Origin of the sequence: Acidovorax sacchari, assembly GCF_042847045.1 — a bacterium.
GTDB classification, from domain to species: Bacteria; Pseudomonadota; Gammaproteobacteria; order Burkholderiales; family Burkholderiaceae_C; genus Paracidovorax; species Paracidovorax sacchari.
The window spans coordinates 741,112-757,776 of the sequence record NZ_AP035783.1 but is presented as its reverse complement, the minus strand read 5'-3'; the positions used below and the strand labels follow the sequence as shown (position 1 = coordinate 757,776).

At 67.2% G+C, this 16,665-nt stretch carries 10 protein-coding genes; 3 read left to right on the top strand and 7 right to left on the bottom strand.

What is annotated here, in order from left to right:
- Window positions 1-2: 2 nt before the first annotated feature.
- The 6 genes from ACGHC0_RS03510 to ACGHC0_RS03485 all read right to left on the bottom strand — a co-directional run bounded on the left by ACGHC0_RS03510 (window position 3) and on the right by ACGHC0_RS03485 (window position 9,654).
- Window positions 3-770: a prepilin-type cleavage/methylation domain-containing protein gene (locus ACGHC0_RS03510; protein WP_368355575.1), complete on the bottom strand. Its 768-nt coding sequence runs from the start codon at window positions 768-770 to the stop codon at window positions 3-5.
- Window positions 771-1,039: 269 nt separating this feature from the next.
- Window positions 1,040-4,345 carry an AAA family ATPase gene (locus tag ACGHC0_RS03505; protein WP_368353999.1) on the bottom strand — a complete coding sequence of 1,102 codons (3,306 nt, stop codon included), beginning with the start codon at window positions 4,343-4,345 and terminating at the stop codon, window positions 1,040-1,042.
- 204 nt (window positions 4,346-4,549) lie between these two features.
- Window positions 4,550-6,241 (bottom strand): MFS transporter, encoded by a 1,692-nt coding sequence (locus ACGHC0_RS03500; RefSeq protein WP_368353998.1) that lies wholly within the window; start codon window positions 6,239-6,241, stop codon window positions 4,550-4,552.
- 2 nt (window positions 6,242-6,243) lie between these two features.
- Window positions 6,244-8,136, bottom strand: a complete 1,893-nt coding sequence (locus ACGHC0_RS03495) for an amidohydrolase (protein WP_368353997.1) — start codon at window positions 8,134-8,136, stop codon at window positions 6,244-6,246.
- A gap of 47 nt (window positions 8,137-8,183) precedes the next feature.
- The gene (locus ACGHC0_RS03490) at window positions 8,184-8,861 is read right to left on the bottom strand and encodes an isochorismatase family protein (RefSeq protein ID WP_415267445.1); all 678 of its coding nucleotides are present in this window, start codon (window positions 8,859-8,861) and stop codon (window positions 8,184-8,186) included.
- Window positions 8,862-8,928: 67 nt separating this feature from the next.
- The gene (locus tag ACGHC0_RS03485; protein WP_415267444.1) at window positions 8,929-9,654 is read right to left on the bottom strand and encodes a pirin family protein; all 726 of its coding nucleotides are present in this window, start codon (window positions 9,652-9,654) and stop codon (window positions 8,929-8,931) included.
- A gap of 184 nt (window positions 9,655-9,838) precedes the next feature.
- Between ACGHC0_RS03485 and ACGHC0_RS03480 the strand changes: the two genes are divergently transcribed.
- The 3 genes from ACGHC0_RS03480 (at window position 9,839) to ACGHC0_RS03470 (ending at window position 15,604) form a co-directional block, all read left to right on the top strand.
- Window positions 9,839-10,741 (top strand): LysR family transcriptional regulator, encoded by a 903-nt coding sequence (locus ACGHC0_RS03480; RefSeq protein ID WP_415267443.1) that lies wholly within the window; start codon window positions 9,839-9,841, stop codon window positions 10,739-10,741.
- A 213-nt stretch (window positions 10,742-10,954) separates the two neighbouring features.
- The gene (locus tag ACGHC0_RS03475) at window positions 10,955-15,202 is read left to right on the top strand and encodes a hypothetical protein (protein ID WP_415267442.1); all 4,248 of its coding nucleotides are present in this window, start codon (window positions 10,955-10,957) and stop codon (window positions 15,200-15,202) included.
- 63 nt (window positions 15,203-15,265) lie between these two features.
- Window positions 15,266-15,604: a hypothetical protein gene (locus ACGHC0_RS03470; protein WP_415267441.1), complete on the top strand. Its 339-nt coding sequence runs from the start codon at window positions 15,266-15,268 to the stop codon at window positions 15,602-15,604.
- Between the two features lie 75 nt (window positions 15,605-15,679).
- On the opposite strand, the gene ACGHC0_RS03465 is transcribed toward ACGHC0_RS03470, so the two are convergent.
- Complete coding sequence (locus tag ACGHC0_RS03465) at window positions 15,680-16,639, bottom strand: LysR substrate-binding domain-containing protein (protein WP_415267440.1); 960 nt, start codon at window positions 16,637-16,639, stop codon at window positions 15,680-15,682.
- Window positions 16,640-16,665: the final 26 nt, after the last annotated feature.

Genomic DNA, 16,665 nt, shown 5'->3' with positions numbered 1-16,665 from the left:
CATCACTGGTTCATCTTGTAGATGGCGACCATGCGGATCACCTGGTCTTCGTCCTGCGTACGGCCGGCGGTGGTCGCCGCCGCACCCGTCGCACCATCCTGGTAGGTGTTGTTGGCGCCCCATTCCACGCCGGCGGTGTTGGCCGTGCCGTTGGCGATGCCCTGCTGGCGGAAGCGCCCCTCCTGGGCGTCCGGCTTGCCGTCGATCATCTGGTCCAGCATGCGGGCCAGGTCGGGCGTGAGGCCGGTGATCACCATCACGTTGCCCGAGTTCTCGGGACTGCCGGGCTTGTTCCACTGGAAGCAGACCTGGATTTCCTGCGGGTTGCCGTTCGTGTCGAGATACACGTAGCGGTCTTCGGACCCTTCTGCCCGGCCGGGCGGCATGCGCACGCCGGCCTGGTTCATCAGCAGGCGCAGGTCGAAGGCATTCGCGGCACCTGCGGCAGCACCGGCGCCCTGCATGCCGCGCACCATGTTGGGACCGGCCGCGCCGTGGCAGATGGCGCCCGGTTCCGTGGCTCCGGTCATGTCGCCACCGGACAGCACGCCCGCGGCACCGGCGTAATTGGCCCCATTGACCATCAGCCGCGGCGCGGTCTGCGAATCGCCCGGCACCACGCCCGTGCGCTGGTAGTAGGCGTTGTAAGCCTGCTCCCACTGGTCGATGAACTTGTTCTTGATCTTGGTGTATTCGGCGTTGCGCTGGACGTCCTTGCCGATGGCGATGGCGCCGATGATCAGGCCGATGACGGCCAGGACGATGGCCATTTCCACCAGGGTGAAACCCTGCTGGAGGCGATGGGGAAGGCCCGCACGGGCGGCACGGCCGGCGCGGCGGGAAATATGGTGTGCAGACATGCGTACCCTCTGGTCGGGATGGATCGGCATCCCGAAAAGCCGGGACGGGTCGCATGCTAGGAGGGCACCGTTAGCAGACCGTTAGAACGGTTTCAAAGTGTTATTTGTAGGCCACAGCCGCGTTTTGCCGTAATCCCTTGCAATTGCCTGGCCTTGCATCGCCAGGCGACAAGTACGGGTCAGGGCCGGCTTGGTGAGGGCAGCGTGCCGCCCCATTGCGCGAGCCACCCGTGCGCTCCTGCCTGCCGGGCCAGCGCCGCCGCCTGCCGGCCCGCTGCCACGGCCTCTTCCGGCCGGCCCAGCTCCGACAGGGCCTGGGCCTTGAGCCGCCAGATGTCCATGCAGCAATACTGGTGTTCGCTCAGGTGCGCGGCGGCCAGCGCCTGCTCGGCCAGGGCCAGCGCGCCGGACGGGTTGCCGGTCGCGCAGAGCACGGAGATGCCGAACCAGGCCTCCGTGGTGGCTGCGGCCCGGTAGCCGACCTGCAGGGCCGTCGTACCGGAGGTCACCGCCGCGAGATCCACCGGCAGACCGGCGTGGGCCCGCGCCAGCACGATCAGCATGCCGGCCAGCCCGTACCAGAATTGCAGGCCCTCGAGCTCGGCCACCGTCCAGGCGACCTCGGCCGTCGCCAGCATGGCCGGCGGGTCCCGGCGGCACCAGGCCACCAGGGCATGGAAGCACTGGACGATGCACAGGTCCTGCCGCGTGGCCGACTGCAGCGCCTCCGCCCGGGCCTGCTCGATGGTCTCGCGCGACAGGGCGTCCTCGCCGACGAACCACAGCAGCCAGGCCAACTGGGCGCCCGAGAACACGGCCAGGTCGGACATGAGGTGCGCCATGCGCTCGCGCAGCTCCAGCGCCCGGCCCATGCGCCGGTTGGCCTCGAACCAGCCGCGCGCCTCCTCGAAGCGCCCCAGCCAGAACAGCGTGTTGCCCATCGCCCAGGCGGCGGCGAAATGCTGCGCGGGGCTGCGGGCCATCGCCTGCAGCCGGTGCGCATGGTCCAGCCCATGGACATAGCCCTGCGAGCTGGACCCGAGATAGGCCAGCATCTGCATGTCGAACATCAGCTCCGGATCGAGCGAGGGGGGCAGCGGAATGCGGCCGAGCTCCTGCACCACCGCATGCGCCTGGTCCGAGCCGTAGCCGTGGCGCGCGATCAGGCAGCGCCCGTGCAGTATGCGCGCCTCGATGCCGGCCGGCCCGGGAAAGTACCCCAGTGCCGCCAGGCGGGCGCAGCTGTCGCAGGCGGCGGCCATGTCGTCCTCGGCCACGGCCTGCCGCGCCGCGCGGTACCAGGCTTCGGCAGCGGCCGCGGGGTCGCCGGCCTGCTCCAGCAGCCCTGCCGCGCGGGCATGCTGGCCCTGCTGCGCCGCGCGGCCGGCCGCACGGCGGGCATGGCGCTGCAACTGTTCGGGCCGCATGGCCGACAGCACGTATTCGCGCAGCCGCGCATGGAAGAAGGCCGCATGGCCCAGCCCCCGCGCAACGACAAGCCCCGCGCGGATGCCGCCTTCCAAGGCGTCGGCCGCCGGGGCCTCGCCGCACAGGTGCGCCAGGTCGTCGCGCGAGAACAGCATGCCCAGCACGGCCGCCACCTCCATGCCCTCGCGCAGCGGGCCCAGCCGGTTGAGCAGGGCGTGGCAGAACTCGTTGAAATGGCTGGCACCGTCCGGGTGGATCGACCCTGCCAGCAGGTACAGCGGCAGTCCGCGCGCGCTGGCGATGCGGCCGCGCAGGGCGTCGGGCGTGAGGCCCGGGCCGTCCGGCAGGCTGCGCAGCACCTCGCGCGCGGCGTCGTCGTCCAGGGGGGCGAGCGCGATCTCCTGCAGGCCCGGGATGGGCAGCGGCTGGGGCGTATCCGCACGGCGGTTCAGCAGCCAGCGCAGTTGCGGCTGCTGCTGCGCCAGCGGCAGCAAAAATTCGGCCGTGGCGTGATCGAGCCATTGCGCGTCGTCCACCACCACCAGCGCCGGCCCCTCGCCATGGCCCAGCAGCAGCCGGCCCAGCCCGTCGGCCAGGTCGGCGCGCTGCCGCCGGCCCACGTTGCGCGTTTCCAGGAAGGCCATCAGCGCCTGCCGTGCCGGTGGCGGAAGATCCACGCCGCCCGCATCGTCACGGCCCGCGAGCATGCCGGCCAGCAGGTCGTGCAGGGCGCGCCACGGCGTGCCGGCGCCTTCCGGCAGGGCCGCCATCCACACCACGCCGCCCTGCTCCAGCCAGCACCGGGCGCACTCCCACGCGGTGCGCGTCTTGCCGACGCCCGGCTCGCCGCTCAGGCAGACCGCCAGCGGACCGGCGCCTGCAGGGGCCCGGAGGGTCTGCAGCAGCGAGGCGACGAGCGCCTGCCGCCCGAAAAAGCTGCTGCCGGCGAAATCACCCCCGGGTGGCAGCCGCGCTTCCCGCTGGTCCAGCCGGCAGCCGAAAAGCGTGAATTCACGGCCCATGCCGCGAAAGCGCTGGGTGCCCAGGGGCCGGCACCCGAAGCTGGGCGCCATGTCGGCCATGCTCTCGTCGCAGACGATTTCGCCCGGCTCGGCCCGCTGGGCCAGCCGCTCGGCCAGTCGCATGCGCCAGCCCACGGCGTGCCACTGCGGCGCGCGATCCAGCAGCACCCAGCCATGGGTGGCGCCCGCGCTCAAAGCGCGGCCGGGGGGCATCATGGCCGCCAATGCGGCCGCGCAGCGCAGCGCCTGCCAGCGCTGCCCGGTGTGGCGGCTGTCCACGCCGAAGCCCAGCGTGCAGCCGGCATCGTCGGTCGCCAGCACCACGCCGTCGAAGCGCTGCACCTCCGCCTTCAGGGCATCGACCAGGGCGTCCATTTCGGGCGTGCTGGGATGGCGGTCGCTGGCATCCACGTCCGCCAGTTGCACGCGCAGCAGCGTGATCGCGGCCACATCGGCGCATCCCTCGGCCCCGCTGCCGGCCGGCACGGCGGGCAGCGCCGCCGCCGCCGGGGCGGGCACCTCCCGGTCGCTGCGGACCGCCTCCATCCGCTGGCGCTGTACGCCGAGCCACTCGCGGAACTCCTCCGACGCGCCCTCGTCGGCCCCCGCCAGCCAGTCGGCGGGCTCGGACTGCAGGGCGAAGATCCAGTCCGCGGGCAGCTCTCCCTCGATGGCGTCGAGCAGGTGCGGCGACGTGCGGATCTCCAGGTCGGCACACAGCCCCGCAGCGGGCTGGTACATGATCCAGTCGCGCTCCACGCGGATCGTCCCGGGCAGCGCCAGCTGCCGCCACTGGGCCTGCAGGTCGGCCAGCACCACCCGCAGGTTGGCGCGCCCGGCCTGCATGTCGAGATCGGGCCACAGCCATTGCGCCAGCAGTTCCCGCCGCACCTCGCGCCGGGCCTGCCCGACCAGATAGCCCAGCAGGGCGGCGCTCTTGCGGTACTTGAACTGGAGCGGCCTGGCCCCTTCCCTGCCCAGCACCATCGGGCGCCCGGACAGGGCGAGCAGCAATCTATCGGCGGGGCTGTTCACGAAAAATGAGAGAAATGTGACGGAGGCGGCAGATTCTGCATGTTTCAACCGGCGTCCGGGTGAAGCATTCGTGAAGCGCCGCCCCGGCAAGCCCAGTTTTCGGGGGGCGGATTATGTCGTTACCAAATGGCGACACATCCGCAGCCCCTCCGGACGGCCGGGCCACCCCAAGCAAGAAAAGGTCCAGCCCCTGCCCAAGACGGGTCAGTCCGCCCCGCCGCTGCCGGCATGGCCGTGGCCGTGACCGTGACCGTGGCCGCCCGGGGCCGGGTCCCTCGGCACGGAGGCTGCGGGATCGCGCGGATCCAGGGCCAGGAAGTGGTGCACCACCGGGGCGTCCGGTCCGATGTGGAAGCGCCGTGCCTCGGCCTGCTGGTCGGCATCGGCACGCGAGACGCGCCGGTGCTGCCGCAGATGCTCCGCCCAGGACTCGACCAGGAACCATTCGATCACCCGTCCCGGCTCCCCCGTGTGCTCGGCCACGCCCCAGGCATAGGCTCCATCGCGGCGGCGCTCGCGGGCCACGTGCTGCATGGCCTGCAGGAAGGCGGGCAGGTCGTGCCGCCGCACCCGGTATTCGACCTGCACCATCACCGGGCCGCGGTCGTGCGCCACGGGTTCGGCCAGCAGCGGCTCGGGCCAGTGGTTGGACGGCTGCAGATCGGCGTCGCCCGTGGGCAGCTTGACGCGGTGGAAGACCAGCGACACGGCCACCAGGCCGCCCGCCCCGGCCAGCAGCGTGGCCGGCAGGCCCAGCTGGCCGGCCACCAGGCCCCAGCCCAGGCTGCCCAGCGCCATGGCGCCGTTGAACACCATCAGGTAGATGGCCAGCCCGCGGCCCCGCACCCAGTTGGGCAGCACCGCCTGGGCCACGCCGTTGAGCGTGGTCAGCGCAATGATCCAGCCCAGGCCCAGCACCAGCATCAGCGCCACGGCGGCCCACTGCGGCGGCGCCAGCGCCAGCACGCCCATCACCACCGCCGTGACGGCCGAGGCCAGCAGCACCAGCCCGTCGGTGTCCAGGCGCCTGCGCAGCCGCGGCAGCAGCACCGCGCCCAGGATGGCGCCCGCCCCCACCGCGCCCAGCATCACGCCGTAGAAGCCGGCCGAGCCGCCCAGCATGCGCCGCGCCACCAGCGGCAGCAGCGCCCAGACGGAACTGGCGAACAGGAAGAACACCGCCGCGCGCAGCAGCACCACGTGCAGCTCGCGGCTGGCGCGGGCATAGCGCACGCCGGCCCGGAAGGCGCCGAAGAATTGCTCGTTCAGCGCCGAGGCCTCGGCCTGCGGGCGCTTCCACCACAGCAGCGCGGCGATCACGAACACATAGCTCAGCACGTCGAGGCCATAGGCCGCCGCAGCGCCGAAGCTCGCCAGCAGCAGGCCGCCGGCGGCCGGGCCGATGGCGCGGGCGATGTTGATGCCCAGCGAATTCAGCGCCACGGCGCTCTTGAGCTCGCTGCGCGGCACCAGTTCGGGCACGATGGACTGCCAGGTCGGGCCCATCAGCGCGGCTCCGATGCCGCCCACGAAGGTGAGCGCCACCAGCCATTCCACCGTCAGCGCCTGCGCGTGGGCCAGCACCAGCAGCGTGCCGCTGACGGCGCCCAGCAGCACCTGCACGCCGATCAGGAAGCGGCGGCGGTCCAGGATGTCCGACAGCACGCCCGCGGGAATCGCCAGCAGGAAGACGGGCAGCGTGGCCGCCGTCTGGATCAGCGCCACCGCCGCGGGGCTGGAGGACAGCTCCGTCACCATCCAGGCGCTGGCCACGTCGCGCATGAAGCTGCCGATATTGCCCAGCACCGTGGCGGCCCACAGCACTGCGAAGACGGGAATGGCGAGCGGCGCGAAGCTGCCCGGTGCCTTGGCGGCGGCGTGGTCAGTGCGGCCCATGGTCACACCGCCCAGCAGGCGCAGCCCAGCGCGCCCCAGAAGCCCTTCAGGTCGGACACGGGCAGCTTGCTGCTCCAGGCCGTGGCATGCGCGTGGCCGTGCAGGTGGCAGTTGCTGGCGCAGCCGCAGCTCGCCGCCGCGTTGCGCATCACCGCCTGCAGCGGCGCGCCCTCCTGCACGCCCCATGCGCCGTAGCCGCGGAAGGTGCGCACCGGCGACCAGTCGGGCATGGCCGGCGGCGGCGCGCCTTCGTCGAAGCGGGCGAAATCACCAGCGCCATAGACCACCTTGCCGCCCACCACGGTGAGCAGGGCCGTGGTGTCGGCGATCTCGGATTCGGCGCAGGCGAAGAAGTCGCGGTCGGGAACGACCAGGTCCGCCAGCTGGCCCGCCTCGATGCGGCCCTTCTTGCCGACCTCATTGCTGAACCAGGTGACGTTCTCGGTCCACATGCGCAGCGCCTGGTCGCGGGTCAGGCAGTTGCGCTGCGGCGTGATCTGCAGGCCGCCCACCGTCTTGCCGGTCACCAGCCACGACAGCGACACCCAGGGGTTGTAGCTCGCGACGCGGGTGGCATCGGTGCCGGCGGAGACTTTCACGCCCTTCTCCAGCATGCGCTTGACCGGCGGCGTGGCCTCGGCCGCGGCCGCGCCGTAGCGCTCCACGAAATACTCGCCCTGGTAGGCCATGCGGTGCTGCACGGCCACGCCGCCGCCCAGGGCCGCGATGCGGTCGATGGACTTTTCCGAGATGGTCTCGGCGTGGTCGAAAAACCAGTTCAGGCCGGCCAGCGGCGTGTCCTGGTTGACCTTCTCGAACACATCGAGCGCGCGGTCGATGGTCTCGTCGTAGGTGGCATGCATGCGCCAGGGCCAGCGGTTCTGCGCCAGGATGCGCACCACCTCCTCCAGCTCGCCTTCCATCTCCGGTGCCAGTTCGGGGCGCGGCTGCCGGAAATCCTCGAAATCCGCGGCGGAGAACACCAGCATCTCGCCCGCGCCGTTGTGGCGGAAGTAATCCGTGCCCTGCTTGTACTGCGAGGTGGCCGTCCAGTGCAGGAAATCGGCCTTCTCTTCCTTGGGCTTCTGCGTGAACAGGTTGTAGGCCAGGCGGATCGTGAGCTGGCCGGCGTCGGCAAGCTCCTGGATCACCTGGTAGTCGTCGGGGTAGTTCTGCATGCCGCCGCCCGCGTCGATCGCGCCGGTCACGCCCAGGCGGTTGAGCTCGCGCATGAAATGGCGCGTGGAGTTCACTTGGTATTCGTGCGGCAGCTTCGGGCCCTTGGCCAGCGTGGCGTACAGGATGGCCGCATTCGGCCTGGCCAGCAGCAGGCCCGTGGGGTTGCCCGCGCTGTCGCGCACGATCTCGCCGCCGGGCGGCGCGGGCGTGTCGCGGCCGTAGCCCACGGCCCGCAGCGCGGCGCCGTTGAGCAGCGCGCGGTCGTACAGGTGCAGGATGAACACCGGCGTGTCCGGTGCCACCGCGTTCAGCTCCGCCAGCGTGGGCAGGCGCTTTTCCACGAACTGGTGCTCGGTGAAGCCGCCCACCACCCGCACCCACTGCGGCGCGGGCGTCACGTCCACCTGGCGCTGGAGCATCGCCATCGCATCGGCCAGGCTCTTCACCCCGTCCCAGCGCAACTCCATGTTGAAGTTCAGCCCTCCGCGGATGATGTGCAGGTGGTTGTCGATCAGCCCCGGCAGCACGCTGCGTCCGCCCAGGTCGATCACCCGTGTCTGCGGCCCGGCCAGCGCCATCACCTCGCGGTCGCCCCCCACCCGGGTGAAGCGCCCCTGCGCGATGGCGACGGCGCTCGCCGCGGGATTGGCGCGGTCCAGCGTGGTGAAGCGGCCGTTGCGCAGGATCAGGTCGGGGGTGGTGGCGGATGCGGTCATGGTGTGCAGGCCTTCCAAGGGTTTGACGATGGCAGAGCGCCTTTTCTTCAGCCTTCGTGGGCGTTGAACATGGTCTTGGCGTAGGTGATCCCCAGGCCGTAGCCGCCGCCGAACTTCTTCGCGATGCCCGTCGTCATGTCGTACGTTTCGCCGCGCGCCCAGTCGCGCTGCATCTCCAGCAGGTACTGCAGCGCGGTGATGGGCTGCGCGCCGGCCTGCACCATGCGCTCCATGGCGCGGTTGTGGGCCTCCACCGAGATGTCGCCGCAGGCATCGGCGATCACGAACACCTCGAAGCCCTGGTCCAGCGCCGACAGCGCCGGGCCCACGATGCACACGCTGGTCCACAGGCCGGCCAGCACGATGCGCGGCTTGCCGATCTCGTTCACGCGGCGGATCACGGCCTCGTCTTCCCAGGTGTTCATGGACGTGCGGTCCAGCAGGGCCTGGCCGGGGAACGGCGCGGTCACCTCGTCGAACATCGGGCCGGAGAAGCTCTTCTCCGCCACCGTGGTCAGGATGGTCGAGGCGCCGAAGCCGGCGGCGGCCGACGCGACCAGCGCGGCATTGGAGCGCAGCTGCACCGGATCGATCGAGTGCGTGGCGAAGGCCATCTGCGACTGGAAGTCGATCATGATCAGCGTGTGGTCCTGCGGGTTGAGCAGGCGGGCGCCGGGACGGGCGACGGCGACGGGACGGGCGGCGGACGCGTTGGCGTTTTGCATGGGAATCTCCTGGAACGTGTGTGGATGACGGACTGGACGAAAGAACGGAAGCACCTGCCCTGCCCGTTCAGTGGGGCATGGTGGGCAGCTCGTTGGGGCGCAGGTCGAACACCAGCACCTCGGCGTCCTCGCCCTTGGCGAAGTGCAGATCGCCGGCGTTGCGGATGCGGGCGCCGTCGCCTTCGTCCAGCCGCTCGCCGTTCACCTCGACGCTGCCGCGGGCCACATGCACATAGACGTTGCGGTGGGCGCCCACGGTCAGGTCGGCAGACTCGTCCCCGTTGAACAGGCCGGCATAGACGCGGGCATCCTGGTGCACGGCCAGCGATCCGTTCGTGCCCTCCGGCGAGATGATCTGGCGCAGCTGGCCGCGCTTGTCCGCCTCGGTGAAGTGCACCTGCTGGTAGCGCGGCTGGACACCGACCTTGTTGGGGACGATCCAGATCTGCAGGAAGTGCACGGGCTCTTCGGCCGAGTGGTTGAACTCGCTGTGCTGCACGCCGGTGCCCGCGCTCATCATCTGCACGTCGCCGGGGCGGATGACCGAGCCGGTGCCCATCGAATCCTTGTGCTCCAGCGCGCCTTCCAGCACATAGGAGAAGATTTCCATGTCGCGGTGGCCATGCGTGCCGAAGCCGTTGGAGGGCGTCACCCGGTCGTCGTTGATGACCAGCAGGTCGGAGAACCCCTGCTGGTTCATATCGCGGTAGTGGCCGAACGAGAACGTGTGGCGGGATTGCAGCCAGCCATGGTTGGCGGTGCCGCGGTGTTGGGCTTTGCGGATGTCGATCATGGTTTCGGTCCTTTCTTCATTCGATGGAATTCACACTGCGCCCCGGAGGGCATTGCCCGGGTTTTTCCCTGGTCTTTCAGTGCTGCGGTGAAGAAAGTATCCGGCGCCTTGATGCGCATCAGGTTGAAAGGTTTGGCCCTCCATCATCGATAATTTCGATGATCCAGCTCAAGCCATCCCGACCATGCTGAAACTCTCCCTGGAAGCCATCGAACTGGTGGAAGCCATCGCCCGGCACGGCTCGTTCGCCGGGGCCTCCGAACGGCTGCACAAGGTGCCGTCCACCATCTCGTACGCCATCGCCCGGCTGGAAGAGCAGCTGGGCTTTGCCCTGTTCACCCGCAACGGCCCGCGCGTGACGCTCACCCCCGCGGGGCAGGAAATGATCAAGGAGGGCCGCTGGCTGCTCGCCGGTGCCCGGCAGCTGGAATCGCGCATGCGGCAGATCGCCACGGGCTTCGAATCCGAGGTGCGGCTGGTGCACGATTCACTGATCCCCACGCATGCCTTCAACCAGGACATCTGCGCCTTCGAAGACCTGAACTGCGGCACGCGGCTGCGCATCGGCTGCGACGTGATGACCGGCACCTGGGAGGCCCTGCGCGAGGGCCGCGCCGACATCGTGGTGGCCGCCGGCGAGGGCCCGGCCGGCGGCGGCTACAAGGCCGTGCCGGTGGGCACGCTGCAGTTCGTGTTCTGCGTGACGGCCACGCACCCGCTGGCCCGGCTCCAGCGCCCGCTCACGCGCGGCGACCTGCTGGAGCACACGGCCGTGGTGGTGGGCGACGGCGCGCGGTCGTCGAACGACCGCACCATCGGCCTGCTGTCGGGCCAGCGCCGCATCATCGTGCCGCACATGCACGCCAAGATCGCCGCGCAGGCTGCCGGCCTGGGCCATGGTTTCGTGCCCCGCGCCTGCGTGCGCACGGAACTGGAGACCGGCATCCTGGTGGAACTGGAAGTGGAATCGCCACGCCCGGACGAGCCCTTCTTCCTGGCCTGGCGGCCGGACCACATGGGCGAGGCGCTCAAGTGGTGGCGGCAGCGGCTGGACCGGCAGTTGTTGCCGGGGATCCTGCCGTATTGAGTAGCTGGGGCTGGCTGCACACTGCGAAAGCCTGGGTCGAACCGTGACATGCCAGCCAAACATGGGGGAACGTATTTCTGCGCCTACGCGGCAGGGCGCCATGAAACAGCCTTGTCCAATGCGGCCGTGCATCGGACCGCCGGATCAATTCTGAGCATTCGCCTCTGACTAAACTGCTCCCGCATAAAACAGATACCACACGCGGAGGGCGAATTGGCCTACTACGATCTGAATCGACGCTTTGTCGAGCGGGAACGCTACGACCAATACGAGCTCATCGATGCACAACTACATGGCAAGCTGGTCGGATGGACCGAGGTGCTCGAGAACCGCAGCAGCATCATCGTCGCGGCGGCCAACTTCGGCAAGACCACCGAAATGTGCCATCAGGCGGCGCAGTTGAGAGAGCGCGGAGAGACCGCGGTATTCATCGCACTGCGCCAGCTTGCAGATCGTGGAAGTCTCGATAAGGCGCTGGATGGCGATAACCGTGATGCGTATCGCGCTTGGAAGGCTGCGCCTGTCGGACGCATCACGGTATTCGTGGACTCTTTGGATGAGGCCGCCACCGCTGGCAAGGAAGAAAGCATCAGCTATCTTGTCAGAGACGTTGCCGAAGAGCTGAACTGGCCGAACGAGCATGTCCGGTGGGTAATTTCGACTCGGCCGGCAGTACTCACCTGGGGAGTTTTTGACAAGCTCTCGAGCCTGCTGTCCCAGCCAGTTCCAAAGCTTATCGGTGGCACACGTGCAGGGGAACAGGGCAATAGCCGCGGAAGGGTCAGTTTGACAGTGGATGCCGAAAAGAAGGTGCCGTTGCGCCTGTTTTCAATGGCCCATCTTAAATACGACCAAGCTGCCGTATATCTTGGGAGACGGTACCCTGAGCTTAATGCCAGGCAGTTGATCGAAATTGCCAGCGAGCGGGGCTTGTCGGGCTTCGTCCGCAGCCCGGGCGGACTGGACATCCTTGCTCTCATCGACATGGTGGCCAATCCGCCGACATCATTGACCGATGTGTTCGATCGTGTTGTGAACGCCATCGGCACACTGCGTGGCGCTGACCATCGGCTCGCAGAAGTAGGCAACCCCGAGCCGGAGTTCCTGACCGCTGCCGCCCAACGCTTGGCCTCTGCGTCGGTGGTATGCCGGTTGGTGAACATCGAGATGCCCGAGGCGACCTTGGCTATTCCTGAGTCGGCGTTGTCAGCTCGGCTGATTGCGTCTTCGCTGCTGCATGAGGCGGGCATCAAGGCGCTGTTGAACTCCCAACTCTTCATCGATGCTGGCCACCATCAGGTCAAGGTCTATCCCGACGAACTCTTGCCCTTCCTCGCGGCCAAACGTCTCGCCGGCTTGGTAGCCTCGCCTGATCAGGCCGAACGACTACTCGAGAATTTCACCTGGACTGCGACCAGCGGCGAACAAGGAGTTCAGCGCGCCTTTTTGCCGATGCTTGGGTGGCTCGCCACGCTGAATGCGCATTGCCGAGAGGTCATCGTGGAGAAGGACCCGCAGGCATTGGCGTTCTTCGGCGACCTCCGCAATCCGGTGGTTCCGCTCAAGGCGGCACAAGACGCTTTGACAGAAAGCATCAAGCGCTTGGTGGAACAGGGCGATCACATCGGCCGCGGCATGTTCAATCTGACGTCTGAGAATTTCTGGCAAGCGGGTCCAGACCGATTGGCCGGGACGCTTTCGAGCCTCTACGACCAGTACCAGCATAACAAGTGGGCGCGAGACGTCCTGCTAGACATTGCCTCCGCGTGCAAAATTGAGGTGCTGCGGGCAAAGCTTCTCAAGCGTCACGGGTTCAAATTTGCCCGCGTCCTTTCAGACAGCAGCGACGTCGGCTACTTCATTGCATTGGGTCGCCCTGACGATCTTGCAGCACTCGCCAAAGCAGCAGTGGCGAGCACCACCGTGCGAGAAGGCGTAGTCAGCAACCTAATACGCGATTTGGGGTGGAAGTATTTCTCGCCCCGTGACGTCGCCGTGATGGTCAACAACCAGTTCTTGGCAGGACCGCTTGGATTTCAGCTTTCCTATTACTTCGAGGAGGGAAGCGTGCTAGCCGGCGCGACGGATGACCAGCTGTACCAACTGACGCGCGGGCTCGTTGTACGCATGGCAAAAAGAGAGGTGAAGCACAGGCGAAATCGCGAAGACCAGCCGTATGTGGATCTCGTTGCCAAGGTTCTCGAAACCTTGGTGGCACGGGCGGACAGTTCCCAAGCGGCCAAGGTCGCTCGCTTGTGCCTTATCGTGAATCGGGTCATCGAAAGAGATTACTTGCAGAGCAGCGCACTCGAGAGGCTGAGGTCAGCAGCAGAGGCGAATGCCGCCGTGCGCCTCGCATTGCTGCATTGCACCGTTCAGAGACAGTTCAACGACGACGACCTGTTTCACGCGATCATTGGCTTTCGCCGGCCTTCCAACTACACATCCGAGGACGTGGCTCAAGTGAACGACGCGCAGCTCACCCGCGTGTACGCAGAGTGGCTGGCCCAGCGCGCGAAAGCCATTGCACAGCAATCGGCGCTCAAGCCGGTCAAGCGTAAGAGCGAGAAACCCACTATCGGAACCAAGGCCAAGCGTCAGCTTACCGAGCGTTTGGGCGCGCTGGCGGACGGCACGGATACTGTGTCGCTTGAGTGGATCGCCGGATGGCTGGTGCAAAGAAATCGCACCTCACGATATGGCGAGGTCGATTTCGAGGCGTTTGAGCAGGCCGCCGGAGCGAAGATTGCTGCTGCGACCCGACAGGGCTTGCGTCGACTCTGGCGCGACAAGGCCCCGACCGTCAAGGAGAGCGAACCGAACTCGACTTTCCACATCTCTATGGCCGGCCTGCAGGGCCTCAACCTTGAACTCGCGGATGGGACAGCGCTTCCCGCCCTCACGGATCAGGAGGTTTGCCGGGCCCTTCGTTACGCACTCCTCGAAATCAACGGTTATCCGAAATGGTTCTGGCCCCTCGTCGAGGCATATCCGGCCGTCGCGACTTCTGAGTTGGCTGCAATCGCTAGCGAAGCATCGAACGGCGCTGCGTCCAGGGAACATGCAGAACACCTGCTGGCGACCATCCCCAACGCACCTGTCCTGGTCCAAGAAGCGCTCGCAGGTCTTGCATGGAAGCATCTAACGAGCGTGAATCCATCACGCGGCTACATGGTTAATCGGTTGCTGAAGGTCGCCCTCCTGGTGCCAGGCAAGGTCCCGCAAAATGATTTCGAGCGTCTGGCGCTTAAGAAAATGAAGGACGCCTACTGCTCGCCGCTGGCTGACCCAGTGGACGAGGCCCTGCGCGCGCAGCGCGAACATGCACTTATCTGGGCTATCCGCTGGTTCATTAAGAGTCCGTTGCGGTGGCGCAATGCCGTCAGCGATTGGAGGCCGTTGGACCCGCTGGCCGTCAAGACTTTCATCCTTGACCTCGCGGCTGCATTCGGTCGTGACCACGAGAACATCGCGATGCAAATTGCCACGGAAAGCGACCACGGCATCTTGGCGCTGGAGGACCTGTACCTATGGACTAGGTGGGCAGTTGACCCAAAAGATGACGAGGAGAGACCGGAGGGTGTTCCCTATAGCCCGGGCCGTCGGGACCACGCAGAGGGATTCCGCGGATCACTCATCAGCGGAATCGCCGCGGCGACGTCTCAAGCGGCCTACAGCGCGCTGGAGCGAATCAAGCAAGCCATGCCCGCGGGCGACTTGACGGTCGAATACATCAAGAAGACGCAGTTTGAACTGCGTGAACGTCAGTTCACCAGGGCGCCTCTGCCGCAAGTGAAGTACACGAAGTTCGAGGAAGACTTCCGTGGGGACGTCACCGGCACGACCTCGTTCGCCATGGCCGTGCATGCTGACCTCCGCGCCGTCAAGTACGACATCGAATGCGGCGAGCACAGCCTGCGCAGCTTCTTTAGCGGGGTCGAGTTCACGCGAGTCAACAGGAAGGGAGCCGAAGGCGAAAAAGCGGGCTTGGCATTGGAAGCGCACTTCCAAAGGCTACTGGCCAGCGAGCTAAACCATCATGCTCGCGCGCGGTACTCCGTGACCGTCGAACCCCAGACTGCCGAGGCGAAACGCCGGGACATCCAATGCAGCAAGGGCGATTGGCGGGCCTCTATCGAACTGAAGATGTCTGCCCGGTGGGATCTCTCGGACTACCTCATCGCCCTTGAGGCTCAACTGGTAGGCCAATACATGCGCCACAACAAGGCGACGGCGGGTTTCCTGGTCGTGCTCTTGCAAACCAAGGATCGCCAGTGGACCGACCCTGAAACAAAGAAGAAGCTCAATTTCCCCCAGGTACTGGCGATCCTGTCCGCAAAGGCACAGGAGCTTGAGGAAAAGGACCGGACGCGCTACCTCCGCGTCATCGGCATTGATGCGACGACGCCGGGCGATTTCCGGGCGGCCACCAAGAAGAGCAACAACGGACGCAGGAGTTGAGCAAATGAATGACGACCGGGCGTGTCCGGTGTTGGGTTGAGTAGCGGCTCAAAGGAGAGCGATGTGCCACAGCTGAAGTTGCTTGTCGATAGAACGCTGGACGACGGAAGATTCGTCGTGGTCAACGACTCGCGCGAAGACGCGCCCCTGGGGACAACCTTCGTAGAGTTGACCGTCATAGCGAGCGAACTGGGTGACGGCGAGTTCAAGTCCGCGCAGATCGGGTCTGCAACGGCTGTAGCGCTTCAACTCGAATCGGTGGAGTCGTGGCGGAGGTCGCTGGATGCCATACCGTTTGGGCATAACGCAGCGATCCAACTTGCAGGGCCAGGGTTGACGGAGCTCAGAGACCGGCTGACGCACAAGTTAAAGGGCGAGTACGTTTATCTCTCCTCAGACTAATGTGACGCCGACCGGGCAAGTGCAGTCATCACCAGTGATCGCGCTTGCCGTACTGACCTAGGCGCCATCCGGCGCCTACCGCCGGGCCGCCACCACCGTCCCACCCGCCACATCCCGCAGCACCTCCATGAACGCCTGCGCCGCCGGCGTCGGGGTCTCGCCCTGGCGCACCAGCATGCCGTAGTCGGGCATCGCCCGGGGCACGTCCACGTGGATGGGGGCGAGCAGGCCCTTGGCGATGTACCGGTCGGCCAGCGCGCTCGGCTGCAGCGAGAGCATGTCGGTGATGCGCAGCGATTCCAGCGCGAACAGGAAGGACTGCGTCTCCATCACACCCGAGGTGGGCGTCATCCCGATGGCCCGGAAGATGTCGTCGGACACCTTGCGCAGCGCCGTCGATTCCGGGTAGAGCAGCCAGGGCCAGTGCGCGAGGCGGCCCACCTCCAGCCCCTGGATGCCGCGCAGCGGATGGTGCGGCCCGCCCACCACCTGCAGCGTCTCGCCGGACAGGCGCTCGTACTGGAAGTCCGCCTGCTGCGCCTCGTCGGTGAAGCGGCCGATCATCAGGTCGATCCTGCGCTCGCCCAGCCAGGCGATGAGCTGGTCGCTGCTCTGCTCGCGCACCTTCAGCACCAGCATCGGCCGGCGCCGCTGCATCTCGGCGATGGCGGTGGTCAGCAGCCGCGCGGCCGAGCCGGAAATCGCCCCGATGGACAGCTGGCCGTGGCCGCCCTGCTTGAGCGCATTGAACTCGTCCACGAACTTCGCCTGGCCCGCCAGCGCGGAGGCGGCATAGCCCAGCGCGAACAGGCCCAGCTCGGTGGGCCGCATCTCGCGCGGCAGGCGCTCGAACAGGCGCGCATCGAAGATTTCCTCCAGGTCCAGCAGGATCTTGGTGGCGGCCGGCTGGGTGACGTGCATCTGCTCGGCCGTGAGCCGCAGGTTGCGCGTCCGGCCCAGGATGTCGAGGAACTGCAGGTGCCTGGAGCGCAGCCGGCTGCAGGCGGTGGCGATGGATAAGGGTTTGCCCGGCATTTTGGGGTGACCGATAACTGGAAGGA

Bases quoted from the DNA above. Each gene is read 5' to 3' on its own strand.
- ACGHC0_RS03510 (WP_368355575.1), bottom strand. From the start codon at position 770: ATGGCCATCGTCCTGGCCGTCATCGGCCTGATCATCGGCGCCATCGCC.
- ACGHC0_RS03500 (WP_368353998.1), bottom strand. From the start codon at position 6,241: ATGGGCCGCACTGACCACGCCGCCGCCAAGGCACCGGGCAGCTTCGCG.
- ACGHC0_RS03495 (WP_368353997.1), bottom strand. From the start codon at position 8,136: ATGACCGCATCCGCCACCACCCCCGACCTGATCCTGCGCAACGGCCGC.
- ACGHC0_RS03490 (WP_415267445.1), bottom strand. From the start codon at position 8,861: ATGCAAAACGCCAACGCGTCCGCCGCCCGTCCCGTCGCCGTCGCCCGT.
- ACGHC0_RS03485 (WP_415267444.1), bottom strand. From the start codon at position 9,654: ATGATCGACATCCGCAAAGCCCAACACCGCGGCACCGCCAACCATGGC.
- ACGHC0_RS03480 (WP_415267443.1), top strand. From the start codon at position 9,839: ATGCTGAAACTCTCCCTGGAAGCCATCGAACTGGTGGAAGCCATCGCC.
- ACGHC0_RS03465 (WP_415267440.1), bottom strand. From the start codon at position 16,639: ATGCCGGGCAAACCCTTATCCATCGCCACCGCCTGCAGCCGGCTGCGC.